The 20822-nt window shown below is 34.6% G+C and carries 23 protein-coding genes and 1 other RNA gene; 15 read left to right on the forward strand and 9 right to left on the reverse strand.

Annotated elements, in window-relative coordinates; translation table 11 throughout:
- Window positions 1-62 precede the first annotated feature (62 nt).
- Entirely contained in the window at window positions 63-2531 is a 2469-nt protein-coding gene (locus P2W65_RS23915; RefSeq protein ID WP_289662059.1) for a TonB-dependent receptor, read from the forward strand.
- Between the two features lie 256 nt (window positions 2532-2787).
- Here P2W65_RS23915 and P2W65_RS23920 read toward each other — a convergent pair whose 3' ends face one another.
- Window positions 2788-2967, reverse strand: a complete 180-nt coding sequence (locus P2W65_RS23920; protein WP_057116719.1) for a hypothetical protein — start codon at window positions 2965-2967, stop codon at window positions 2788-2790.
- A gap of 353 nt (window positions 2968-3320) precedes the next feature.
- On the opposite strand from P2W65_RS23920, the gene fumC reads away from it, so the two are divergent.
- Window positions 3321-4706 carry a class II fumarate hydratase gene (gene fumC / locus P2W65_RS23925; RefSeq protein WP_289662064.1) on the forward strand — a complete coding sequence of 462 codons (1386 nt, stop codon included), beginning with the start codon at window positions 3321-3323 and terminating at the stop codon, window positions 4704-4706.
- Window positions 4707-4865: 159 nt separating this feature from the next.
- On the opposite strand, the gene P2W65_RS23930 is transcribed toward fumC, so the two are convergent.
- The gene (locus P2W65_RS23930) at window positions 4866-6068 is read right to left on the reverse strand and encodes an NAD(P)-dependent oxidoreductase (RefSeq protein WP_289662066.1); all 1203 of its coding nucleotides are present in this window, start codon (window positions 6066-6068) and stop codon (window positions 4866-4868) included.
- Window positions 6069-6309: 241 nt separating this feature from the next.
- Between P2W65_RS23930 and P2W65_RS23935 the strand changes: the two genes are divergently transcribed.
- Window positions 6310-7512, forward strand: coding sequence for a serine hydrolase domain-containing protein (locus P2W65_RS23935; RefSeq protein ID WP_289662068.1), 1203 nt, complete (start codon window positions 6310-6312; stop codon window positions 7510-7512).
- Window positions 7513-7579: 67 nt separating this feature from the next.
- Window positions 7580-7977, forward strand: a transfer-messenger RNA (tmRNA) gene (gene ssrA, locus P2W65_RS23940).
- 84 nt (window positions 7978-8061) lie between these two features.
- Here ssrA and P2W65_RS23945 read toward each other — a convergent pair.
- Window positions 8062-8442 carry a winged helix-turn-helix transcriptional regulator gene (locus tag P2W65_RS23945; protein WP_289662070.1) on the reverse strand — a complete coding sequence of 127 codons (381 nt, stop codon included), beginning with the start codon at window positions 8440-8442 and terminating at the stop codon, window positions 8062-8064.
- A 123-nt stretch (window positions 8443-8565) separates the two neighbouring features.
- Here P2W65_RS23945 and P2W65_RS23950 point away from each other — a divergent pair, with 123 nt between their 5' ends.
- Both P2W65_RS23950 and P2W65_RS23955 read left to right on the forward strand, forming a co-directional pair.
- Window positions 8566-9360: an SDR family oxidoreductase gene (locus tag P2W65_RS23950; protein WP_289662072.1), complete on the forward strand. Its 795-nt coding sequence runs from the start codon at window positions 8566-8568 to the stop codon at window positions 9358-9360.
- Window positions 9361-9388: 28 nt separating this feature from the next.
- Complete coding sequence (locus tag P2W65_RS23955) at window positions 9389-9709, forward strand: nuclear transport factor 2 family protein (protein ID WP_289662074.1); 321 nt, start codon at window positions 9389-9391, stop codon at window positions 9707-9709.
- A gap of 123 nt (window positions 9710-9832) precedes the next feature.
- Here P2W65_RS23955 and P2W65_RS23960 read toward each other — a convergent pair whose 3' ends face one another.
- A complete protein-coding gene (locus tag P2W65_RS23960; RefSeq protein WP_289662076.1) occupies window positions 9833-10921 on the reverse strand; it encodes an NADH:flavin oxidoreductase in 1089 nt (362 codons plus the stop codon).
- 228 nt (window positions 10922-11149) lie between these two features.
- On the opposite strand from P2W65_RS23960, the gene P2W65_RS23965 reads away from it, so the two are divergent.
- Window positions 11150-11515, forward strand: coding sequence for a DsrE family protein (locus P2W65_RS23965; RefSeq protein WP_179002747.1), 366 nt, complete (start codon window positions 11150-11152; stop codon window positions 11513-11515).
- On the opposite strand, the gene P2W65_RS23970 is transcribed toward P2W65_RS23965, so the two are convergent.
- On the reverse strand, window positions 11512-11643 hold the full coding sequence (locus tag P2W65_RS23970) for a hypothetical protein (RefSeq protein WP_289662079.1): 132 nt from the start codon (window positions 11641-11643) through the stop codon (window positions 11512-11514). The genes P2W65_RS23965 and P2W65_RS23970 overlap by 4 nt on opposite strands.
- A 27-nt stretch (window positions 11644-11670) precedes the next feature.
- Between P2W65_RS23970 and P2W65_RS23975 the strand changes: the two genes are divergently transcribed.
- The 6 genes from P2W65_RS23975 to P2W65_RS24000 all read left to right on the forward strand — a co-directional run bounded on the left by P2W65_RS23975 (window position 11671) and on the right by P2W65_RS24000 (window position 16676).
- Window positions 11671-12138: a nucleoside deaminase gene (locus P2W65_RS23975; RefSeq protein WP_289662081.1), complete on the forward strand. Its 468-nt coding sequence runs from the start codon at window positions 11671-11673 to the stop codon at window positions 12136-12138.
- 7 nt (window positions 12139-12145) lie between these two features.
- The gene (locus P2W65_RS23980; protein ID WP_289662083.1) at window positions 12146-13024 is read left to right on the forward strand and encodes a helix-turn-helix domain-containing protein; all 879 of its coding nucleotides are present in this window, start codon (window positions 12146-12148) and stop codon (window positions 13022-13024) included.
- A 181-nt stretch (window positions 13025-13205) separates the two neighbouring features.
- Entirely contained in the window at window positions 13206-14204 is a 999-nt protein-coding gene (locus P2W65_RS23985; RefSeq protein WP_289662085.1) for an aldo/keto reductase, read from the forward strand.
- Between the two features lie 18 nt (window positions 14205-14222).
- On the forward strand, window positions 14223-15122 hold the full coding sequence (locus tag P2W65_RS23990) for a helix-turn-helix domain-containing protein (protein WP_289662087.1): 900 nt from the start codon (window positions 14223-14225) through the stop codon (window positions 15120-15122).
- Between the two features lie 130 nt (window positions 15123-15252).
- The gene (locus P2W65_RS23995) at window positions 15253-15834 is read left to right on the forward strand and encodes a TetR/AcrR family transcriptional regulator (protein ID WP_289662089.1); all 582 of its coding nucleotides are present in this window, start codon (window positions 15253-15255) and stop codon (window positions 15832-15834) included.
- 50 nt (window positions 15835-15884) lie between these two features.
- Entirely contained in the window at window positions 15885-16676 is a 792-nt protein-coding gene (locus P2W65_RS24000) for an SDR family NAD(P)-dependent oxidoreductase (protein ID WP_289662091.1), read from the forward strand.
- A gap of 65 nt (window positions 16677-16741) precedes the next feature.
- Here the strand turns inward: P2W65_RS24000 and P2W65_RS24005 are convergent, their stop codons facing one another.
- From P2W65_RS24005 to P2W65_RS24015, 3 genes are all read right to left on the reverse strand, one after another.
- Complete coding sequence (locus tag P2W65_RS24005; protein WP_289662093.1) at window positions 16742-17746, reverse strand: VOC family protein; 1005 nt, start codon at window positions 17744-17746, stop codon at window positions 16742-16744.
- Between the two features lie 36 nt (window positions 17747-17782).
- Window positions 17783-18640: an SDR family oxidoreductase gene (locus tag P2W65_RS24010; protein WP_289662095.1), complete on the reverse strand. Its 858-nt coding sequence runs from the start codon at window positions 18638-18640 to the stop codon at window positions 17783-17785.
- Window positions 18641-18799: 159 nt separating this feature from the next.
- Window positions 18800-19378, reverse strand: a complete 579-nt coding sequence (locus tag P2W65_RS24015) for a Crp/Fnr family transcriptional regulator (RefSeq protein ID WP_289662098.1) — start codon at window positions 19376-19378, stop codon at window positions 18800-18802.
- Between the two features lie 205 nt (window positions 19379-19583).
- Here P2W65_RS24015 and P2W65_RS24020 point away from each other — a divergent pair, with 205 nt between their 5' ends.
- Together P2W65_RS24020 and P2W65_RS24025 are read left to right on the forward strand one after the other, a co-directional pair.
- Entirely contained in the window at window positions 19584-19871 is a 288-nt protein-coding gene (locus P2W65_RS24020; protein ID WP_289662100.1) for a hypothetical protein, read from the forward strand.
- 9 nt (window positions 19872-19880) lie between these two features.
- Entirely contained in the window at window positions 19881-20348 is a 468-nt protein-coding gene (locus tag P2W65_RS24025) for a hypothetical protein (RefSeq protein ID WP_289662102.1), read from the forward strand.
- Window positions 20349-20355: 7 nt separating this feature from the next.
- Here P2W65_RS24025 and P2W65_RS24030 read toward each other — a convergent pair whose 3' ends face one another.
- The gene (locus tag P2W65_RS24030; RefSeq protein ID WP_289662104.1) at window positions 20356-20820 is read right to left on the reverse strand and encodes a response regulator; all 465 of its coding nucleotides are present in this window, start codon (window positions 20818-20820) and stop codon (window positions 20356-20358) included.
- Between the last annotated feature and the right edge of the window lie 2 nt (window positions 20821-20822).

Here is a 20822-nt window from a genome sequence, read left to right on the forward strand (position 1 = left end):
TGAGTTCTCTCTTTAAACCAAAAACTACATTTGCCGTCTAAAGAAAAAAGAAACCAGAAAAAATGAAGAAAATCAAATTTGCTGTATTACTTGTATTCTTGTTTACAAGTTTTTACAACTACTCACAACAAGGATCCGGAGGCAGACCCAAAGTAAAAGTTACTGGGAAAGTTTTTGAAAAAGTAAGCAATCAGCCATTAGAATATGCTATAATTTCAATTACCACACCAAATGACCCTAAAGTTATTGCAGGCGGCAGTAGTAATTCCAAAGGTGAATTTGAACTTGCAGTTACACCTGGAACTTACAACATCAAAGTGGAGTTTATTTCATTCAAATCGATTGAAATCAAACAAAAAAGTATTACAACCGACACCAATCTTGGCGCACTTAATTTATCGGAAGATGCTGCACAATTAAACGAAGTTGTTGTTCGTGCTGAAAAATCGACTGTAGAAATAAAATTAGACAAAAAAGTTTACAATGTTGGACAAGATATGATTGTTAAAGGCGGAAGCGTAAGCGACGTCCTAGATAACGTACCGTCAGTTTCTGTTGATACAGAAGGAAATGTAAGTTTGAGAGGAAGCGACAATATCCGTATTTTAATCGACGGTAGACCTTCGCAGGCCATCAATGTAGCAGAAGCCCTAAGACAACTTCCTGCTGATGCTATTGATAAAGTGGAAGTTATTACCAATCCATCTGCCCGTTACGATGCTGAAGGCGGATCAGGAATCATTAATATTGTTCTTAAAAAAGGTAAAAACCAAGGTTTTAATGGAACTTTCATTGCTTCGACAGGTATACCGGAAACGTACGGTTTAAGTGCCAATGTCAACTATAAAACTGAAAAATTAAACTACTTTACAACTGCTGGATACAATCATAGAACGAATGAAGGCGGTGGTTTAACCAATACTTCATACTTTAATGCTGATGGTTCTCCAAAAGGGTATTTAGATGAAGATCGTGATACTAAAAGAGTAAGAGATGGCTTTAATGGTAGAGCTGGAGTTGAATGGACACTTACTCCATCAACATTTTGGACAAACGCCATCAATTACCAAAAAAATACAGGTGAAGATACTGACTTAATTAATTATAATAATTTTGATGCGGCTCATAATTTTACAGGAAGCACTTATCGTTTAAATAATGCAGACACTGGAAGTGAAAATATTGAATTTACTTCCAATTTAATTAAAAACTTTAATGATAAAGGCCATAAACTTACTGCCGATTTCTCTATTTCAAGGAATACAGATGACAGCAATAGTACTATTACTGCTTCTCCAAACTTTAATACTACACTTAATGACCAAGTGCAAAAACAAGTTTTACTGCAGGCTGATTATGTTCTCCCATTAGGAAAAGGCAGTCAGTTTGAAGCTGGCTACAAAGGAAGTTTTGGCGATTTAAACAACGAATACTATGTTACCGATGAAACTGGGACAAAAGATCCAAATTTATCAAATACATTAGAATACAAAGAAAACATCAATGCGCTTTACGCACAATATGGCTTCAAAGCAAACAAATTCTCTTATTTATTTGGCTTGCGTTGGGAAGACACTAACATTCAGGTAAATTTATTAGACAATAGCGATTTCAATACTAAAAAATACAATAACTTATTCCCTAGTGCTTTTATTAGTTATGAAATCTCAGACCAAAGTAATTTCACTGCAAGCTACAGTAAACGTCTAACTAGACCAAGAGGCCGTTTTATGAACCCTGCTGTAAACTATTCTAGTAACGTTAATATTTTTCAAGGTAACCCTGACTTAGACCCATCATTAACAGACAAATATGATATTGGCTACATCAAAAGATGGGATAAAGTAACCTTTACTACTTCGGCATATTTTGAGGACACTAAGGATGTTTTCAGCTTTGTGAGAACTCCAAACGGAGATGAAGTTAACGGAGTTCCAGTTATTTTAAGCCGTCCTATTAACTTAGGAAAAGAACAAAAATTTGGTTTTGAATTCACATTTAACTACACTCCTTTTAAATGGTGGAAATTAAACAGTAATTTCAATCTTTACAATGTACAAACAACTGGAGAAAACACCTACACTGATAACAATGGCAACTTAGTTGTTCAAAATCTAGACAATAAAGCCAATACTTGGTTTGCAAGAATGAGTTCTAAGATTACATTGCCATACAAAATCGACTGGCAGCTAAACGGAACTTACAACGGTTCACAAAAAACAGCTCAAGGAAAAAACCTGGATCAGTTTGCAATGAACACGGCTTTAAGCAAAGATATCTTGAAAGACAAAGCAACTATTGCCTTTAATATCAGTGATATTTTTAACTCCAGAATCATGAGATCGTATACTTACCTTGAAAATGCTGCAACAGGAGAAAGCCAGCAATCGTATGGCGAAATGCAATTCCGTAAACGTCAGTTCAATTTGTCATTCACTTACCGTTTCAACAAACCTAAAGGAGAAAGAGATAAAAATGCACAGCCAAGAAATGATGGCGGCGGAGATGGCGGAGGAGAATTTCCAGGTTAAATATAATCAAATCCCAATATTAAAAATTCCATATTCCAACTTTACAATTGGAATATGGATTTTTTAATTTTAAGCCCCTCTACTAAGTTTTCCAACTTTGATAAAGTTTAAAACTTTGACAAAGTTCTAAACGCAAAGTATTGGAATTTGGACTCGAGCGATAGCGAACAGGTGAAGCAATTTCTAAAATTAGAATTTCCATTTTTCTTGGCACAAAAAAAAAGAACCTTTTGGGTTCTTTTTTTATGACATCAATCTAATATTTAATTGATTGCTCTTCTTGTCTTTTTTTAGCTCTTTTTTCTTTGAACATTTCCCAGCTAGCTCCCGTAACCCAATAAGATACGAAACCAACTAAGAAAAACATTAACCAAAACCCTATAGTTAGTATGGTTAAGAAAAGTAAAAAGCCTAAGTACTGTGAAAATTCAAACATGTTTTCCGGAATTTTTGAATGTTACGACAAATGTAGCGTATATATTTTTTCTCAGCAATAAAATCTAAATCAATTTTCGTTAAATAACATTTATGCGTATATTTATACTCATTTTAAATAAGCTTTTTTTTGAGTTGAAAAACCTTTAAAATTAAGAGTTCTTTTAAAATTATAAAATTTTTAAGGAGCTGATTCCTGCTGTCCGCTGTATGCCCGACAAACAAAAACTATGGTTAAAAAGCCTTGTTTTTCTATATCGGAAGATGCCGCTCTCATCAAGGCTAGAGCACTCATTTTCAAAAGAAGTTTTACATTATAGAATACATTTTACAAACAACATATTTTACAACAAAATGAAATACAGAATAGAAAAAGACACCATGGGCGAAGTTCAAGTTCCAGCCGATAAATATTGGGGCGCACAGACAGAACGTTCTAGAAACAATTTTAAAATCGGACCATCCGCTTCGATGCCGAAAGAAATTATAGAAGGTTTTGCTTATTTAAAAAAAGCTGCTGCCTATGCGAACTATGATTTAGGTGTTTTACCAATCGAAAAAAGAGATGCCATTGGAGCAGTTTGCGACGAAATTCTGGAAGGAAAACTAGACGATCAATTTCCATTAGTTATTTGGCAGACTGGTTCTGGAACGCAAAGCAACATGAACGTAAATGAAGTAATTGCTAACCGTGCACAAGTTTTAAAAGGTTTTGAAATTGGCGAAGGCGAACAATTCATCAAAGCCAATGATGATGTGAACAAATCACAATCATCCAACGATACTTTCCCAACTGGAATGCATATTGCCGCTTATAAAATGGTAGTTGAAACTACCATTCCAGGTGTAGAAAAACTTCATGCTACTTTAGCTAAAAAAGCTTTAGAATATAAGGATGTTGTAAAAATAGGTCGTACGCATTTAATGGACGCAACGCCACTAACACTTGGACAGGAAATTTCAGGTTACGCCGCACAATTAGCTTTCGGATTAAAAGCATTAAAAAACACTTTAGCCCATTTAGCTGAAATTGCTTTAGGTGGAACTGCAGTTGGAACAGGATTAAACACACCAAAAGGTTACGATGTAAAAGTAGCTCAATATATTGCAGAATTCACTAAACACCCTTTTATAACTGCCGAAAATAAATTTGAAGCTTTAGCCGCTCACGATGCAATTGTGGAAACTCATGGTGCTTTAAAACAATTAGCCGTTTCTCTAAACAAAATTGCAAATGATGTTAGAATGCTTGCTTCAGGACCTCGTTCTGGAATTGGAGAAATTCATATTCCCGAAAACGAACCCGGTTCTTCTATCATGCCAGGAAAAGTAAACCCAACACAATGTGAAGCTCTAACCATGGTTTGCGCTCAAGTAATTGGAAACGATATGGCAATTGCTGTTGGCGGGATGCAGGGACATTACGAACTGAATGTTTTTAAACCTGTAATGGCGGCTAACTTTTTACAATCGGCACAATTATTAGGCGATGCTTGTGTTTCGTTTGATGAACACTGCGCTCAAGGAATCGAACCAAATCATAAACGAATCAAAGAATTGGTTGATAATTCCTTAATGCTGGTTACAGCTTTAAATACTAAAATTGGGTATTACAAAGCTGCCGAAATTGCACAAACAGCACATAAAAACGGAACTACTCTAAAAGAAGAAGCCGTACGTTTAGGTTATGTATCTCCTGAAGATTTTGATTCTTGGGTAAAACCGGAGGATATGGTTTAGTTTTTTTGTTTCAAGTTTCAAGTTTCAAGTTTCAAGTTTCAAGTTTCAAGTTGAAATACTGAACGTATAAAAATGAACTGATTAATTAAAAAAGGGAAAAACTTTTAAAAGTTTTTCCCTTTTTTAATAACTTCAGACCTGAAACTTGAAACAAAAAATCTATTTCCCATCCACATAATCCTGCAAATAGCTGAATCGTTCTGTTAGTTTTCCATTTTCTGTTATTTTGGCGCGTTTTAGAATTCCATCTTTATCTCCATTGAAGAAAGCTGGAATTACATATTCCATAAATTGTTCTCCGAAACCTTCGCTGGCATCTTTTGGGATTTCGCATGGCAGATTATCTACCGCCATTACAGCAACGGCTGCAGGATGAAAAAAGTCAACTTCCCTATCTTCTAACGGAAAATATCCATACAAAGGTTCCGCAATTGTTGACGAACGAACAGTTGACGCAATCGGACCATTTACATCGCACGAAATATCAGCTACAACTTTTAATTTGCAGTCGCTGGCATTCAACATTTCTTTCGTCAGAATCATTGGTGCATTGTTGGCATAAAAATGTCCAGCAAAATAGATATCAGAAACTTTAGTGAATCTTTCAAAATCAGATTCGTAATCTTCTGGATGCTGTACAAAATCATTAAAATCTAAAACCTGACCGTCTTTTCTTTTGTTGTATTCCAAAACATCAAGCTGAACATACACTGCCTGCGCATAGGTTTTTGTTAAATAATTATCTACTGTAATTTCTTTTACTTTAATGGCATCTAAAATTTCTTTTGCGCCGCTTCCCACCTTTCCAGTTCCCGTGATCACAAATTTCAAGGCTGGCATTGTAATGCGTTTTAAATGCCTTATCAGATCTTCTTTTCCTGAAAGTGTTTCTGCTTTTGGCAGTTTAAACAATTCAAATTTAATTCCGAAAGCACGAATTCCGTTATAAACACCAACCATTCCTGCATATCTTCCAAAACCAATTAATCTGCGATCATGCTCATCCACAATAGTTTCATGATCGTACAAATCGATTTTTTTCTCTAAAATCGCCTGAAGTAATTTTCTATTATGAGGCTGTTTTTTAATGGTATGAGAGAAAAAGAAATATGCTTTATTGGGAATCAAATTTTCTATAGGAACTTCTTTTACACCAAATAAAACATCGCAATCAGAGACATCATCAGTAACCGTAATTCCCATATTTTTATAATCATCATCAGAAAAAATTCTAATATCAGAACTTTCTACTTTTACAGCTGCTTCATGATAAAGCTGCTTTAATTTTGTTAATTCATTTGGAGAAAATACTACTCTTCTATCCGGCGGATTTTTTCTTTCTTTTATGATTCCAAATTTCATTTAAAACTGATTTTAGATGTTTAATAATATAACTTTTTACAACACATTTGTTTCAAATATAACAAATTTAGTTAAAATTTTGTTTTTAAAATTCTATTTAAAATGTTTTAAAACCGTTAAAAGCTGAAAAACAAACAACTGTAATTTATGTTTCTTAAAAAAAAGTTAAAAAACACAAATTAAAGCCTCAGAATTGATAAAACAACAAAATTGAATTCGATATATTTGTTTTTAAAGAACGATGCAAATGATTTTCCTTAAAAAAACAAAGATACCACAAATACTTTTCTCCGTACTAGTTTTAAGTTCTTGTGGTCAAAACAAAAAAACAGATACAGTTACTACCAATACAGTCGAAGATACCTTACCCAAAATGAAGCCGTTAGGCGCAGAACCCAAAGTTTCTCAAGCCTATAAAAACTCGGTAGTTGGAAGAATAAATCACTTTTACAATAAAAACTGGCCAAATAATAACATGAATGGAAGCTTCTTAGTTGCCAAAAATGGTCAGATACTTTTTGAACGATACAATGGTTTTGCTAATAAAAATGAAGGGACTAAAATAACCCCCGAAACACCTGTACAGATTGCTTCAGTAAGTAAAGTCCTGACAGCAACGGCTATTTTAAAACTGGTTAATGCAGGTAAAATTGAGTTAGACCAAAAAGTCAATACTATTTTAAAAACATTCCCATACGAAGAATGTACAATTAGAATGCTTTTAAGCCATCGTACTGGAATGCGTAATTATGCTTATTTTACCGATAGAGATAAATCTATTTGGGATCGCCATAACCAATTGACGAATAAAGATATTTTGGATATTTTGGCGACAAAAGATATTGGCCTGGAATCTAGAACCGGGACACGTTTCAGCTATTGTAACACCAACTATGCAATGCTGGCGCTTATTATCCAAAAAATCACTGGTTTAAGTTATAAAGAGGCCATGTCTGAAATGATTTTCAAACCTTTGGGAATGAAAAATACTTATGTTTTTGACGATGATAAAGACCGAAAAAAAATTGTTCCTTCTTATAAAGGTAATGGTGTCGAAATTGGTTTTGATTATCTAGACAATGTTTATGGTGATAAAAATGTTTTTTCTACAGCAAGAGATCTTTTAAAATTTGACCGTGCAAGACAATCTCCAGACTTTTTAAAACCTGAATTACTGAAACAAGTTTACACTGGTTACAGCAACGAAAGAAAAGGAACTAAAAATTACGGTCTAGGAATTCGAATGATCAATTGGGAAACGGGACAGAACTTCTATTTTCATAATGGCTGGTGGCATGGAAATACTTCATCTTATATCACTTTAATGAACGAAGGCGTTACGATAATTGCACTTTCTAACAAGATGACTAGAAACACTTACGCGGTTCGTAAACTGGCTCCAATCTTTGGAGATTACCCTTTTAATTTTAAAGACGAAGAATAACAAAATTTTTCTGAAAATTTTAGCAGAAAGTAATTTCAAATACTCTAAATTTGCAGACTTATTTTTTGGGGTCGACTGGTTTTGACAGCAAGTCGAATTGAACAGTAAGCACGTCGAGCATTGAGACCTTGCTCGTAAATATAAGATCTCGAACTTTTACACGGCGAAAATAATTACGCTTTAGCTGCATAATCCGAATCATAGTAAGATTGCGCCACGTCTCTACAAGGTAGGGAAGCTGGATTCTCCTGGAAAGCCTTGGTTTGTGGCGTTCCGTTCAGGGGAACCGTAAAAATAAACCTAGATATTCATGAGCTTCGGGTGGATTTCGAAATTTAAGAAGATAAGTGTTGGGTGGCTGTTTCTGGCCTAGCTCAACATCGAAAATTCAATCAGGAAATAAACGTGTAGAAAGCTCTTTAGTTGCTTGTTTGGACCCGGGTTCGATTCCCGGCGACTCCACAAAAAGGCAGGAAAAACAATTGTTTTCCTGCCTTTTTTTATATTAAAACCAAAACTTCCAACTCAAAAGTATTAGTTAGAAAATTCTCATTTATTTTCTGTTTCGGATACTTCTGGAAATTTTTTAAGAATTAAATTTCTTAATCGTTCCTGATGCTTATCTCCCCAGTATCCTAAAGTACCTATTACGGGAATCAGACTCTGTCCGAATTCAGTAAGACTATATTCAACTTTTGGTGGCACTACAGGATATATTTTCCTGACAACAAGTTCATGGTCTTCCAGTTCTTTCAGCTGGATATTCAAAACCCTTCTGGAAGCATCTGGTATTTTTCGCTGTAATTCGCTTGGTCTTTTGTGGCCTTCATTAATAAACCAAAGCAAGCGTATTTTCCATTTTCCGTACAGAACTTCTCCAATTAGGTCGAGTCCGCAATTTAGGTTCGGGATTATTTTTCTTTCATACATATTACAAAAGTAACCCTATGTTCCGATTTGTACAATAGGGGAAAAATTTATCCCTATCTGAATCGTAATTCCGTACTTGTGAGAAAGTTGCATACTTCTGAAATTTGTACAAAACAAATTAAAATGGAACAGAAATTAAATTATCAAAACGAATTATCAGGCAAAATTGCTTTAGTTACTGGCGGAACAAAAGGAGCTGGAAAAGCCATTGCAGAACGTTTAAAAAGTGCTGGTGCAAAGGTTATTATCAGCGCAAGAAACGCTCCCGAAGCTCCTGACGAAGATTTGTATTTTATTTCAGCCGACTTAAGTAAGTCCGAAGGTGCTGAAAAAACTGCGCAAGAAATATTTGAGAAATTCGGTAAAATCGATATCCTCATTAACAATCTTGGAGGTTCAGAAACTCCAGGCGGAGGTTTTGCCGCATTGTCTAATACAGACTGGGAAGAAACCATTCAAATCAATTTACTCACTCCAGTCCGACTGGATAAAGCTTTTCTTCCTCAAATGCTTGAAAACAAAAGTGGTGTCATTATTCATATTGCATCCATTCAAGGAAAACTGCCTTTACACGATTCCACACTTCCTTATGCGGCCGCAAAAGCAGGATTGATTAATTACAGCAAAGGGCTCTCTAAAGAAGTTTCTGCGAAAGGTGTTCGTATATTAACTGTTTCGCCGGGATGGATCATGACTGAAGCATCAAAAAGAATGATTGAGCGCATTTCTGAGAGCAGTGAAATTTCTTTAAAAGAAGCTGAAAAAAGCGTAATGGATGCTTTAGGAGGAATACCTTTTGGAAGACCTGCTATGCCTGAAGAAGTAGCTGAACTTGTTGGCTTTCTAGTTTCTCCAAGAGCAAGCTATTTAACAGGAACAGAATATGTAATTGATGGTGGCACATTACCAACAACTTAAAAAAAATTAAACATAAAACAGATAAATTATGAACTTACCACAAACAATAAAAGATTTAGTAAATGCACAGAATAATTTTGACGGAACTGCTTTCTCAGACTGTTTCTCTGAAACGGCAGTTGTATTTGATGAAGGCAAAACGCACACAGGCAAAGCAGCTATAAAAGCTTGGATAGAAAAAGCGGCAAAAGAATATAAGGCAGTTATGGAACCTGTTGAACTAGAAGGAAATGATCAAAAAGCAACTCTAAAAGCTAAAGTTTCAGGCACTTTTCCCGGAAGTCCTTTAATTCTTAACTATCATTTTGAACTGAATGGGAAAAGCATACAATCATTAAAAATTGATTAATTCTTTTAATACGTTTTAAACACAAATACTCTGTCGTAATATACATCCATTAGACAGAGTATTTTTTTAGCGATTTATCTCAGAGTAATAAAAAATGGATAATTTCATTTTATCATATTTTATTTACATAGAACCAGCTTTTACAAAAGTCTGCCATCCACGCATGGTTTCGATAAAACGCTCGCTTAATCCTCCTTGTCTGAGATAATCTGCTATTACAGGCAATTGCGGACTTTCATACATTGGATTTGCTTTTACCTGAAGCGGGAAATCTCTTTGAAGAATAGCTGCACGAGCAATCAGTACAAAATCACAGCCTTCATCTAGAAGTTGTCCCGCGCGCTGTGCACTCATAATCTTTCCTGCAGCGCCCAAACGCACACCTTTACGCGGAAGTTCGGTAAAAATGCTGAGCATGGTTTTTCCTTTAAAAGTTCCATCACGCACTATCTGTCCTGAATCCCATAAAGCAAGATCTAAATAATCAATTAACTCACGATCGAATATATCGGCGGTAACTTCTCTCAATTCTTCCAAAACCAGTCCATAACGCTCAATTGATAATCGCCATCCGATCTGGAAATCAGGACCACAGGCTTTACGAATTCCTTCAATAACTTCAAGAGTAAAACGGGCACGATTTTCCAGACTTCCTCCGTATTTATCTGTTCTATCGTTTAAATTAGGTGACATAAATTCAGAAAGAATCCATCCGAAAGCTCCGTGAACAGAAATTCCGTCAAAACCTGCCTGCTGAGCCCTTTTTGCAGCTGTAATAAAACTGTCTCGGATTCGTTCTACTTCTTCCGTTGTGATTGCCTTTATTCCTTCTAATGTTTTACCTGAAGCTGGAGCTGGTATTCCTCCAATTGATGGTTTAGCACGATGTCCCGCATGATGAAGTTGCACTGCAGACAATGCTCCACCCTCACGAATAACCGATGCCATTTTTGTCAATCCTGGCAAATGATCATCACTATGAATACCTAACTGCCTTTCAAACGCTATACCTCCTGCTTCTACAGTCGATGCACTGGTTTGAATTAATCCGTATCCGCCTTGAGCTAGCTGTTTCATCCAATATTGATCGTATTCAGATGCTGTACCATCAAAATCACTTTGCTGGCTGGTTAAAGGTGCCAGCATAAAACGATTTCTCATTGCTGGACCATGCAGCAATGTAAGGGGTTTAAATAAATCAGAAACAGACATATTGTTTATTTTTTAAAGTTGTACTTATTTGAATTATTATTTGGATGCAAAATTGCCCCTATAATCATTCTTGAAAAATGGATGATTTTTACTTTATAATGGACGTTTTAAACTCAATATCTTCAAGTTTTTTGATGAGAAAAAATTCTCCATCATAAAGTAAATTTCCTCCATTCTTTAACAGGCATTGTCGTCAGATCTTTGCCTTGTTAATAAAATTTATTAAAAATGAAAAAAACAGCAATTATTATTCTTTCTGACCCAAAAGCGGGTTCAGAAGAAGCTTTAGGACGTGTATTCAATGCTTTAGCATCGGCTTATGAATTCAAACACGAAGGTGAAGATGTAAAAATTATTTTCCAGGGCGCTGGTATTAGATGGCCGGAACATCTTGAAAAACCAGAACATCCGGTTAATGCTCTTTATAAAGAAGTAAAAGATCATGTTCACGGCCTTTCCAAAGGATGCGTTGCCGTATTTGGCACTGAAGTATCTGGTTATGAATTATTAAATGACAACGAAGTACCTGGAACTCCTGGCCTTCCAAGTTTTGTTAATCTTAAAAAAGAGGGTTACGATATTTTGATTTTTTAAACCAGTTTTCTAACTGCTCTCTTTTTCCTTTGAGAGCAGTTTTTAAAGTTCGAAGTATTTGATGGAATAATGATATTAGCAGAAACCGTTGCTTTTTTGAGTAATTTAGCATAGCTGAATAATTCCATGAGTTACTATTTAAACTAATAAATTATATGCAGGAAGATTTTCAATATTACATGAAGCAATGCCTGGATCTGGCAAAAAATGCTTTAGAAGCAGGCAATCCGCCAGTTGGTGCCTTGATTGTACTAGGTGGAAAAATAATTGGCACAGGCATCGAATCTGGAAGATCAACGGGCGATATTACCAATCATGCAGAAATATTATCTATTAAAAATGCCATAAAAAATGGATATGTCGATAAATTGCATCTGGCAAATATGTACACCACACATGAACCTTGTATTATGTGTTCCTATATGATTAGGCATCATAAAATAGCTGAAATTATTTATGGTACAGCAGTTCCTTATGTTGGTGGTTGTACATCAAAGTTTAATATTTTAGAAACAGAAGATGTACCAAAATGGGGAAATAAACCCAAAGTAACTGGCGATGTATGCGTAGATAAATGTGACGAACTCAATGCACAGTTTTTAGATTTTTTAAACAAAAGATAAGTTTTCTATGTTATCTCAATCCGTATATACACTTGTTAACCAGCAAAACGGCAACTTATCATTCAAAGTTTTTGAGTTTGATAACGGCAGTTATTTTGATCACATTCAGCGAAATAATTATTTTACTATAATAATCATCACTGCTGGAGAAGGATTAGCCAAAGTTGACCTCTCAGAATATTCGTTTAAAGAAAATACCTTATTTGCTTTTTATCCTTATCAGCCTTTTATGCTAGCTTCAGAAGGATTTCTCACAGGTATCGCAATTCAGTTTCATCATGATTTCTTTTGCATATACAGACATCATAAAGAAATTGCGGCTAATGGAATTTTATTTAATAATGTCTATCAACAGCCTTTTATTCTTTTAGATCAAAATAGCAAACAGACATTGTTGAATATTGTCAGAGAGATTGTGAATGAATTGAAAATGGAAGCTTTACGAAAAGACGAAGTTTTGGTCTCTTACCTGAAAATTTTTCTAGTTTTTGCAACCCGAATAAAGCTGGAACAACAGTCTATTAAAGAAATAAATGGCAATGACAAACAGCTTTTTATCATTCAGAATTTAAGAAATGCCATTGAAGATAATTTCAGGACAAAACATTCTGCCAGCGAATATGCCGATATGCTGCATGTAACACCGGTTGTACTCGCAAGAGCCACAAAAAATCATTTCAACATGACTCTTTCCGATTTGATAACCGAAAGGATTATTGTTGAAGCAAAAAGAGAATTATATCTCACAGATAAAACCGTGAAAGAAATTGCCTACGAACTCGGTTATGATGATGAATATTATTTCAGCAGAGTTTTTAAAGGTAAGACAGATATATCACCTCAATTTTACAGAGATACAATTGGTTTTAACAAAGGCGCATCTTAAAGTAAGCACGACTATCAATCCATAATTATTATAACTGAGGTCATTTCAACTTCCTGAACCATATTAATTAATCCATTAGAAATAATTTCGAATCAGTAATTCAAATACAACTTACCGGAATCTGCAAACCTCTTCTCATTTCCTTTCTTTCGAAATTTGTATGCAACAAAAATTAGAAAAGATGAAACAGATTAAATTAGGCAATCAGGGGTTAATTATTCCTCCAATAGGTTTAGGATGTATGGGAATGACAGGCTTTGAAGAAGGAAATATGTATGGCCCTGCAGATGAAAAAGAAGCATTACAAACAATTCATCGTTCACTTGAACTCGGTGGTAATTTTCTGGATACAGCAGATTTGTACGGGCCTTTAAAAAACGAACAGCTAATAGCAAAAGCAATTGGTAAAGAACGTGATAAGTATATTCTGGCTACAAAATTCGGCTGGGAAATCGATGACAGCGGAAATGTAACCTGGGCTATAAACGGTAGTAAAAAATACATTAAAAAGGCGGTAGAGCGTTCGCTAAAAAACCTGAATACCGATTACATTGATCTTTATTATATGCATCGTCTGGACAAAAATACTCCTATCGAAGAAACGGTTGATGCTATGAGTGATCTTGTGAAAGAAGGCAAAGTGAAATACATTGGCCTTTCGGAAGTATCTTCTGAAACTATTAAAAAAGCGCACCTCGTTCATCCAATCACAGCTGTTCAAAGCGAATATTCCCTATTTGAAAGAACTGTTGAAGAAAGAGGCGTACTGAAAACATTGGAAGAACTAGGAATTGGTTTCGTGGCCTATTCTCCGTTAGGACGTGGTTTTTTATCAGGGCAAATCCGCTCTATTGATGATCTTCCAGAAAATGATTTCCGCAGAGCCATTCCACGTTTTCAGGAAAATTATTTCCATAAAAATATTGATCTGGTAAAAGCAATTGAAATAATGGCTGAAGAAAAAAAGGTAACTTCTTCCCAACTTGCTTTGGCATGGATTATCAGCAAAGGAATTGTACCTATTCCAGGAACTAAACGCAGAAAGTATGTGGAACAAAACATAGCCTCCGCAAATATAGAATTGAGCCAGGATGAACTTTTAAAACTGGAAAGTATCGTACCTTTAGGCACAGATACCGGAGCTCCGTACGATGAATTCAGTATGGGGTTACTAGATTAAACTTAAAAAGACGCTGTTATGAACACAATTGCATCTGTATCTGCTTTTCACCGCTTACTTTCGCTTCCAGAGCCTAAACATCCAATGGTGAGTGTAATTAATTTATCTGAAAGTATTTTTCTGGAAGATGAAATTTGGAAAGGTTTTGTCAATAAATTTTATTGTGTTGCTTTAAAAAGAGAGGCCAAGGGGAAAATTAGGTATGGTCAGGGACATTATGATTATGACAAAGGCGTACTCAGTTTTACGGCACCCAATCAGGTGCAGTATCTGGATTTTCATACTATGGAATGCGGAGCAGGTTATTTGCTAATATTTCATGAAGATTTTCTTTTAAAACATCCGTTGGCAGAAAGAATCTTTGATTTTGGTTTTTTCTCCTATGCCGTAAATGAAGCCTTGCATTTGTCTGAACAGGAAGAAAAATATCTCATCGAAATTATGGATAGAATTGACAAAGAATGCCAGCATATTGACCGTCATACTCAGGAAATTATTCTTTCGCAGATTGATTTACTTCTAAATTATTCAAGCCGATTCTACGAAAGACAATTTCTAACGAGAAAAAACAACAGTCATGCCCTGCTTACAAAATTTGAAAGGTTTATCAATGATTATTATAATAATGATACGGTAGAAAAAAGTCTTTTAAGCGTCGGTTTAATTGCGGAAGCCCTGAATCTTTCTCCCAATTATCTTAGCGATTTCCTGAAAATTCATACCGGCCGAAATACAAAAGAACATATTTACGAAAAGCTTACCAATAAGGCCAAAGAGAAATTATCAGCAACTACTTTGTCCGTGAGTGAAATTGCTTATGATCTTGGTTTTGAACATCCGCAATCCTTCAGTACGTTTTTTAAAAAAAGAACGCACATGGCTCCTCTTGAATTTCGTGAAAAAATTAAAAATAATTAGATTTCAAATAACAGAACACTTCCCTATAAATGAGTGTTCTGTTACTTTTATTTATAAATAATTCAGTTGAAAATTGGTATGAAACTAATTTTTATATAATTTTGTATCAATCATTACAAAATAAAAACAAATGAGAGGAAGACCTACCATTTATGAAGATTCTAATATCATAAAAAAAGCACAGGAAGTTTTTTGGCAGAAAGGTTATAGTGCAACCTCACTAAGTGATTTACAAAAGGCAACCGGTGCGGGCGCCGGAAGCTTTTACAATACTTTTAAAGGAGGAAAAAAAGAAGTCTTTCAGAAAGCTGTTCAGGAACGCAGGCTGGCTTTCACTGCATTTCAAGATGAATTAAGCAATAGCGAATCTTCATTAGAATTAATAAAAGATTTTTTCAGAAGTATTGCAAAAGCGGATCAAAACGAACATTTAAAAGGATGTATAATTGCCAATACCGTTGTCGAAATGACTTTTATCGATGAAGATCTCGAATCCAGCGCTGTTCAGATTTTAAAAGAAGTCGAACAAATGTTTACTGAAGTGATAAAAACGGAACAGCTAAAAGGAACTATAAAAACAAAAACTGCTCCCGAAATTCTGGGAAAATACCTCATCACATTTTGGTGCGGACTCAATACACTCCGAAGAATGTATCCCGACGAAAATGTCCTAAAAGATCAAATCGAAATGCAATTAGCTGTTATCAGCTAATTTTTTTGATTATTTATGTATCAATCATTACAAAAATAAATATAACAAAGATGAATTTAAAATTAGAAGGAAAAAGAGCTTTTATCAGCGGTTCAACACAAGGAATTGGGTACGCGATTGCACAGCAATTAGTAGCTGAAAAAGCTGAAGTAATTATCAATGGTAGAAATGAAGAAAAAACAAAACTAGCAGTTCAAAAATTACAATCTGAATTTCCTGATGCAAAAATCTCAGGCATTAAAGCTGATTTTGGAAAGAAAGATGAAGTAACCAATTTATTAAACCAATTAAATGATATTGATATCTTAATTAATAACGTTGGAATTTTCGATTTAAAAGATTTTGAAGACATCGAAGAGGAAGATTGGTACAAAATATTTGAAATTAACGTATTGAGCAGTATTCGCCTTTCAAAAAAACTTTTACCACAAATGCTTGAGAAAAAAACAGGAAGAATTATTTTTATCAGCAGTGAATCCGGCGTCAACATTCCGGGAAATATGATTCATTACGGAATGACGAAAGCAGCCATGACAGCCGTGAGTAATGGTTTATCTAAACTCACAATTGGAACTGAGGTTACCGTAAATACAATTCTAGGTGGCCCAACTTATTCTGATGGCGTAGCGTCAACCATAGAACAAATCGCATCTATGCAAAACATCGAAACCGAACAAATGAAGAACATCATCATGCAGCAGACCAATCCGCATTCTTTATTACAGCGTTTTATAAATCCAAATGAGATTGCTTCGCTCGCAGTTTATCTTTCAAGTCCTTTAGCTGTAGCAACTAATGGTTCATCATTAAGAGCTGATGGTGGTGTTTTAAAAACCGTTTAAAAACAATTAAAAAGCCAGAAAGTATTTTTTTCTGGCTTTTTAATTCTAGTAGAAGGATTTAAGATTTATTTTTTCTCATCAACAAAAACATACAACTTCTGCACTTTACCATTTTCAATTACAAACAAATCCATTCCGGAAACCACCGCTGGTTTTGCTTTTGAACCAAATTGCCAATACAAACGAACGATATTATGATTTGTTTCCAACGATTTAGCACTAAAACTGAAATCAGGATTTTTTTGCTGAAGCTCTACAATAAATTTACTGATTTCCTTCTGCCCTATTGCTATGAAATGACGATCTACCATTTCAACATCAGAAGCATAAAATTGATCTAATAAAGCATTACGTTTCGCTTCCTCTTTTTCATTCCAGATTTTCAAATGATTTTCGATTATTTCCGTATTTCTTTTAGTATCAAAATCTTTGTCTGATGTTTTTTGATGAGAATTATTTTTTGGCGACCATAAAACTGTTTTTGGATTCGAATTTTCATATCCTTTTCCATTTGGATACGAAACCAGTTCCATTTTAGATCCCCAAGGCGTTTCAAAATATACCCATGATTCACCTGCAGTGTCTCCTGAAGGCGTCAAGAATGGTTCTCCTAATACTTTTACGCCTTTACTTTTTAGATATTTTACTGACGCATTTATATCCGATGTATAAAAAGCAATATGTGAAGCTCCTATGTCATCAGAATTCGGATGTGCTTTACTGCCTTTATTATCAGCGTAGCTAAAAACTTCAATACTGGCGCCTGTACCGGCATTTATCATTTTGATTGTTACTGCTCCTGTACTCGGGTTGATATGATTTGCTTCTTTCCAATTGACATCCAATGGTATTGGCCCAAGCTGCGTTACTGGCGTGAAACCTAAAACATCCGTAAAAAACGGTATCGCTTGATTTAAATCTGGAACATTAATACCAATATGATCGATTCCTAAAATTCCTGCATTATTTTGAGCAACTGCTTTGTCTGAAGCTGAAAAGAAAAAGAATAGATTTAATAAAGCAATTGCTGATGTTTGTACTTTTTGATTTGATTTATAATGTGTTTTCATGATTTACTATTTGATGTGTTTTTTAATGAATGAAAATTAATTACTGTAAGCGGCTAACCATTTTGCTTTAATAGCCGCACGGGCTTCGATGAATTCTTTATCTGTTCCTTGTGCAATGGCATCAAGCGGAAAACGAAGTGGTCTCTCTCCTTTTTTCATATTAACCAATTCCAGAATTCCATCGGCAATAGTCTGCGGATTCATGTCAAACTGAGCCATTTTTCCAAATAAAGCTGAGCCTAAAGCATTAAATTTATCTGTTGCCGCAGTGCCATATTGATCAATAATTTCTTGTTTATCAGCATTGATTCCTGCTTTTGAACCGTTGTTCATCTCTGTTGGATAAACACCTGGCTGAATGCTCACATTTTCAATTCCGTAATCTGCTAACTCATCTTGTAATCCTTCAGTAAAACTTTCTACTACTAATTTTGACGAGATATAAGGAATCATAAAAGGAAGTGTATGTCCGCTTGCTCCAGTAGTGATGTTTATAATAAGTCCGTTTTTTTCTTTTCTCATAGAAGGAAGAACTGCTTGATAAGTGCGAAGAACACTGTAAACATTTACTTCAAACATTTTACGCACCTGATCGATTGAATAGCCTTCAAGTAAACCAAAACCGCTTACTGCCGCATTATTAATAAGTACATCTATTTTTCCGTATTTGATCAATATTCTTTCAAAGGCTTCTTTTACAGAAACATCATCTGTAATATCGATATCTACTACTTCAATATTTGGAAGCTTTGAAAGTTCGTTTGCTGCTTCTGCATTTTTACCTGTTGTATTGCGCATTCCTGCAATTACTGAATGACCGGCATTTGCCAATGTTATAGCTGTAAGTTTTCCAAATCCTGAACTTGTACCTGTAATGAAAATTGTTTTTGACATGATTTCTAATTTTTAAATGTTATAAAATTTGTTTCTTTTGAACATTACAAAGTTGCGTTGAATACAAAACCTGTACATTGATTAGAAATAAGTAAAAACTTGATTTAGATCAAGTGTTTTGGAATAAGGCATAAAAAAAGGAGCTTAAAAGCTCCCTGATTATTTTTTTGCGGTTTGTTTCCTTATACGACTTAAAGTTTCTGGTGTCATTCCGAGATACGATGCAATCATCGTTTGCGGTATTCGCGAAGCAAATCCTGGGTATTTTGTTATAAAGTTTAAATACTTTTCTTCTGCAGTAAAACTCAGCGAAGCTTGGATTCGGTTTTGAGCTGCTATAAAACTTTTTTGCAGTATGCCATTTACCATATTATTAAAAGCTGGAATTTCATGACAAAGCATTTCAAAATTCTCGTGCGTAAACAATACCAGTTCACTGTCTTCGATAGCATCGATATTAAAACGCGACGGCTGCTGCAATAACAGACTCTCTCTGTCTCCTGTCCACCAATTCTCAATACTGAAACTATTTACATGCTCGCTTCCTTTTTCATCTACAGTATAAGTTCGCAAACAGCCTTTTGTGATAAAAGCATCGTATTTCCAAATATCACCTTCCTGCAGCAGATATTGTCTTTTACGAAGTTTTTTAATAATAGCAAAGGATTGAATATAATCAGATTCTGACTGGGACAGTGTTACTTTATCATCTAGATATTTTTGGAATATTTCATACATAGACTGTAAAATTATATAAAAGTTCCAACAATAAAGAATTAAAGAAGGAAAAGCATTTGAAAATAATTTCCAAAAATCCCAATTCTCATTAAATGAAAATTTCACAACGCAGTGCGAAAATTATATAAAATAATTCGCCTTTTAAAAGTCTAATTTTAGAATAAGCTAAAAGCAATTAAACATTATTAATTTTAAATTGATTGACATGAGATATGAAAATTACTTACCCGAAGAATTTGCAAACGAAATGAATTCGTACGAAGAACAATTACTACTAAATTATGATGATTATTTAGAAGGGGATTATACCAATAGATTATCTGCTTCTAATCATTACAATCTGGAACTTGGGGAATTGGAAGATAACCTTGAATATGATTTTGAATCTGAATACGATGAAAATGACTGGGAAGAAGAAGATTCCAATGAAAATCTTGCTGGTGAATATGACAAAAACGAAGAAAGACCTGGCACTTTTGAAATTATAGGATAATATACTTTTATGAAAAACATACTGCTTCTTTTAATCTCCATTTCTATTTTGTCCTGCCAGCAAAGGAAAGACAGTACTAAAACTGTTGAATCCGCAGCACCCGTTGTTGTCAAAAAAGAAAATAAAAATGAGAACAAACAAATAGGTGATACTGTTTTCATGAATTTTGAAAACAAAGAAAACCTGTTTATCGCAGAAAGTGCTTTAGATTCTATAAACTCAAAAGTGTATATCAAGTTTAAAGCTGAAGATTCAGGCGAATTAAAAGCAGAAATTGTTCCGGCAACAGGCAAAGGAAATATCCGTTTCAATCAGATTATTTTACCTGATAAAACTTCAGACGGCCCGTTTGGAATGGAGTTAAAAATACCGCTAAAACAAAAAGGAAGTTATATATTGGTAATTGGACATTCCTTAATGGCAGAAAATCCATATTATGGTAAATTTAAAATACAGCTAGGAGTAAAAAAAGATTAATCTTTTTTTACTGACTTCCCTCGCAGATAAAAATATGGTCTGGGTCGCTTTCTTTTAAATTAATTAGAGTCTCTCTTAAATCCGTTCCCAGATTAGAGGTGATTACCCGCAGCAATTGTTTTAAACCGTTAAAACTGTTTGGCTTGACCAAATAACAAATAGACCCTAATTGGGAAGCCATTTCGATATCATTTTTATGAGAAGAAGTCGAAATCATAATTACGGGTATATCTTTATAAACGGGTTCATTTTTAACCAATTTAAGACAATCCCAGCCATTCATGACTGGCATGTTAAGATCTAGAAAAATAAGCTGTGGCTTTTCGGTGATTTCATTAAGTATTTTCCACGCTTCATTTCCATTTTCTGCACAGTGGCAGGTAATATTTTCATTTATTTCTTCTAGTGCCTCACAAAACATTTCGGTGTCATCCGTATCGTCGTCAGCCAGTAAAATTATTCTTTTGCTCATAC

Source organism: Flavobacterium panacagri (assembly GCF_030378165.1).
Classification (GTDB): domain Bacteria; phylum Bacteroidota; class Bacteroidia; order Flavobacteriales; family Flavobacteriaceae; genus Flavobacterium; species Flavobacterium panacagri.

Coding starts and splice junctions, on each gene's coding strand:
- P2W65_RS23915 (WP_289662059.1), top strand. CDS start 63: ATGAAGAAAATCAAATTTGCTGTATTACTTGTATTCTTGTTTACAAGT.
- P2W65_RS23920 (WP_057116719.1), bottom strand. CDS start 2,967: ATGTTTGAATTTTCACAGTACTTAGGCTTTTTACTTTTCTTAACCATA.
- fumC (WP_289662064.1), top strand. CDS start 3,321: ATGAAATACAGAATAGAAAAAGACACCATGGGCGAAGTTCAAGTTCCA.
- P2W65_RS23930 (WP_289662066.1), bottom strand. CDS start 6,068: ATGAAATTTGGAATCATAAAAGAAAGAAAAAATCCGCCGGATAGAAGA.
- P2W65_RS23935 (WP_289662068.1), top strand. CDS start 6,310: ATGCAAATGATTTTCCTTAAAAAAACAAAGATACCACAAATACTTTTC.
- P2W65_RS23945 (WP_289662070.1), bottom strand. CDS start 8,442: ATGTATGAAAGAAAAATAATCCCGAACCTAAATTGCGGACTCGACCTA.
- P2W65_RS23950 (WP_289662072.1), top strand. CDS start 8,566: ATGGAACAGAAATTAAATTATCAAAACGAATTATCAGGCAAAATTGCT.
- P2W65_RS23955 (WP_289662074.1), top strand. CDS start 9,389: ATGAACTTACCACAAACAATAAAAGATTTAGTAAATGCACAGAATAAT.
- P2W65_RS23960 (WP_289662076.1), bottom strand. CDS start 10,921: ATGTCTGTTTCTGATTTATTTAAACCCCTTACATTGCTGCATGGTCCA.
- P2W65_RS23965 (WP_179002747.1), top strand. CDS start 11,150: ATGAAAAAAACAGCAATTATTATTCTTTCTGACCCAAAAGCGGGTTCA.
- P2W65_RS23970 (WP_289662079.1), bottom strand. CDS start 11,643: ATGGAATTATTCAGCTATGCTAAATTACTCAAAAAAGCAACGGTTTCT.
- P2W65_RS23975 (WP_289662081.1), top strand. CDS start 11,671: ATGCAGGAAGATTTTCAATATTACATGAAGCAATGCCTGGATCTGGCA.
- P2W65_RS23980 (WP_289662083.1), top strand. CDS start 12,146: ATGTTATCTCAATCCGTATATACACTTGTTAACCAGCAAAACGGCAAC.
- P2W65_RS23985 (WP_289662085.1), top strand. CDS start 13,206: ATGAAACAGATTAAATTAGGCAATCAGGGGTTAATTATTCCTCCAATA.
- P2W65_RS23990 (WP_289662087.1), top strand. CDS start 14,223: ATGAACACAATTGCATCTGTATCTGCTTTTCACCGCTTACTTTCGCTT.
- P2W65_RS23995 (WP_289662089.1), top strand. CDS start 15,253: ATGAGAGGAAGACCTACCATTTATGAAGATTCTAATATCATAAAAAAA.
- P2W65_RS24000 (WP_289662091.1), top strand. CDS start 15,885: ATGAATTTAAAATTAGAAGGAAAAAGAGCTTTTATCAGCGGTTCAACA.
- P2W65_RS24005 (WP_289662093.1), bottom strand. CDS start 17,746: ATGAAAACACATTATAAATCAAATCAAAAAGTACAAACATCAGCAATT.
- P2W65_RS24010 (WP_289662095.1), bottom strand. CDS start 18,640: ATGTCAAAAACAATTTTCATTACAGGTACAAGTTCAGGATTTGGAAAA.
- P2W65_RS24015 (WP_289662098.1), bottom strand. CDS start 19,378: ATGTATGAAATATTCCAAAAATATCTAGATGATAAAGTAACACTGTCC.
- P2W65_RS24020 (WP_289662100.1), top strand. CDS start 19,584: ATGAGATATGAAAATTACTTACCCGAAGAATTTGCAAACGAAATGAAT.
- P2W65_RS24025 (WP_289662102.1), top strand. CDS start 19,881: ATGAAAAACATACTGCTTCTTTTAATCTCCATTTCTATTTTGTCCTGC.
- P2W65_RS24030 (WP_289662104.1), bottom strand. CDS start 20,820: ATGAGCAAAAGAATAATTTTACTGGCTGACGACGATACGGATGACACC.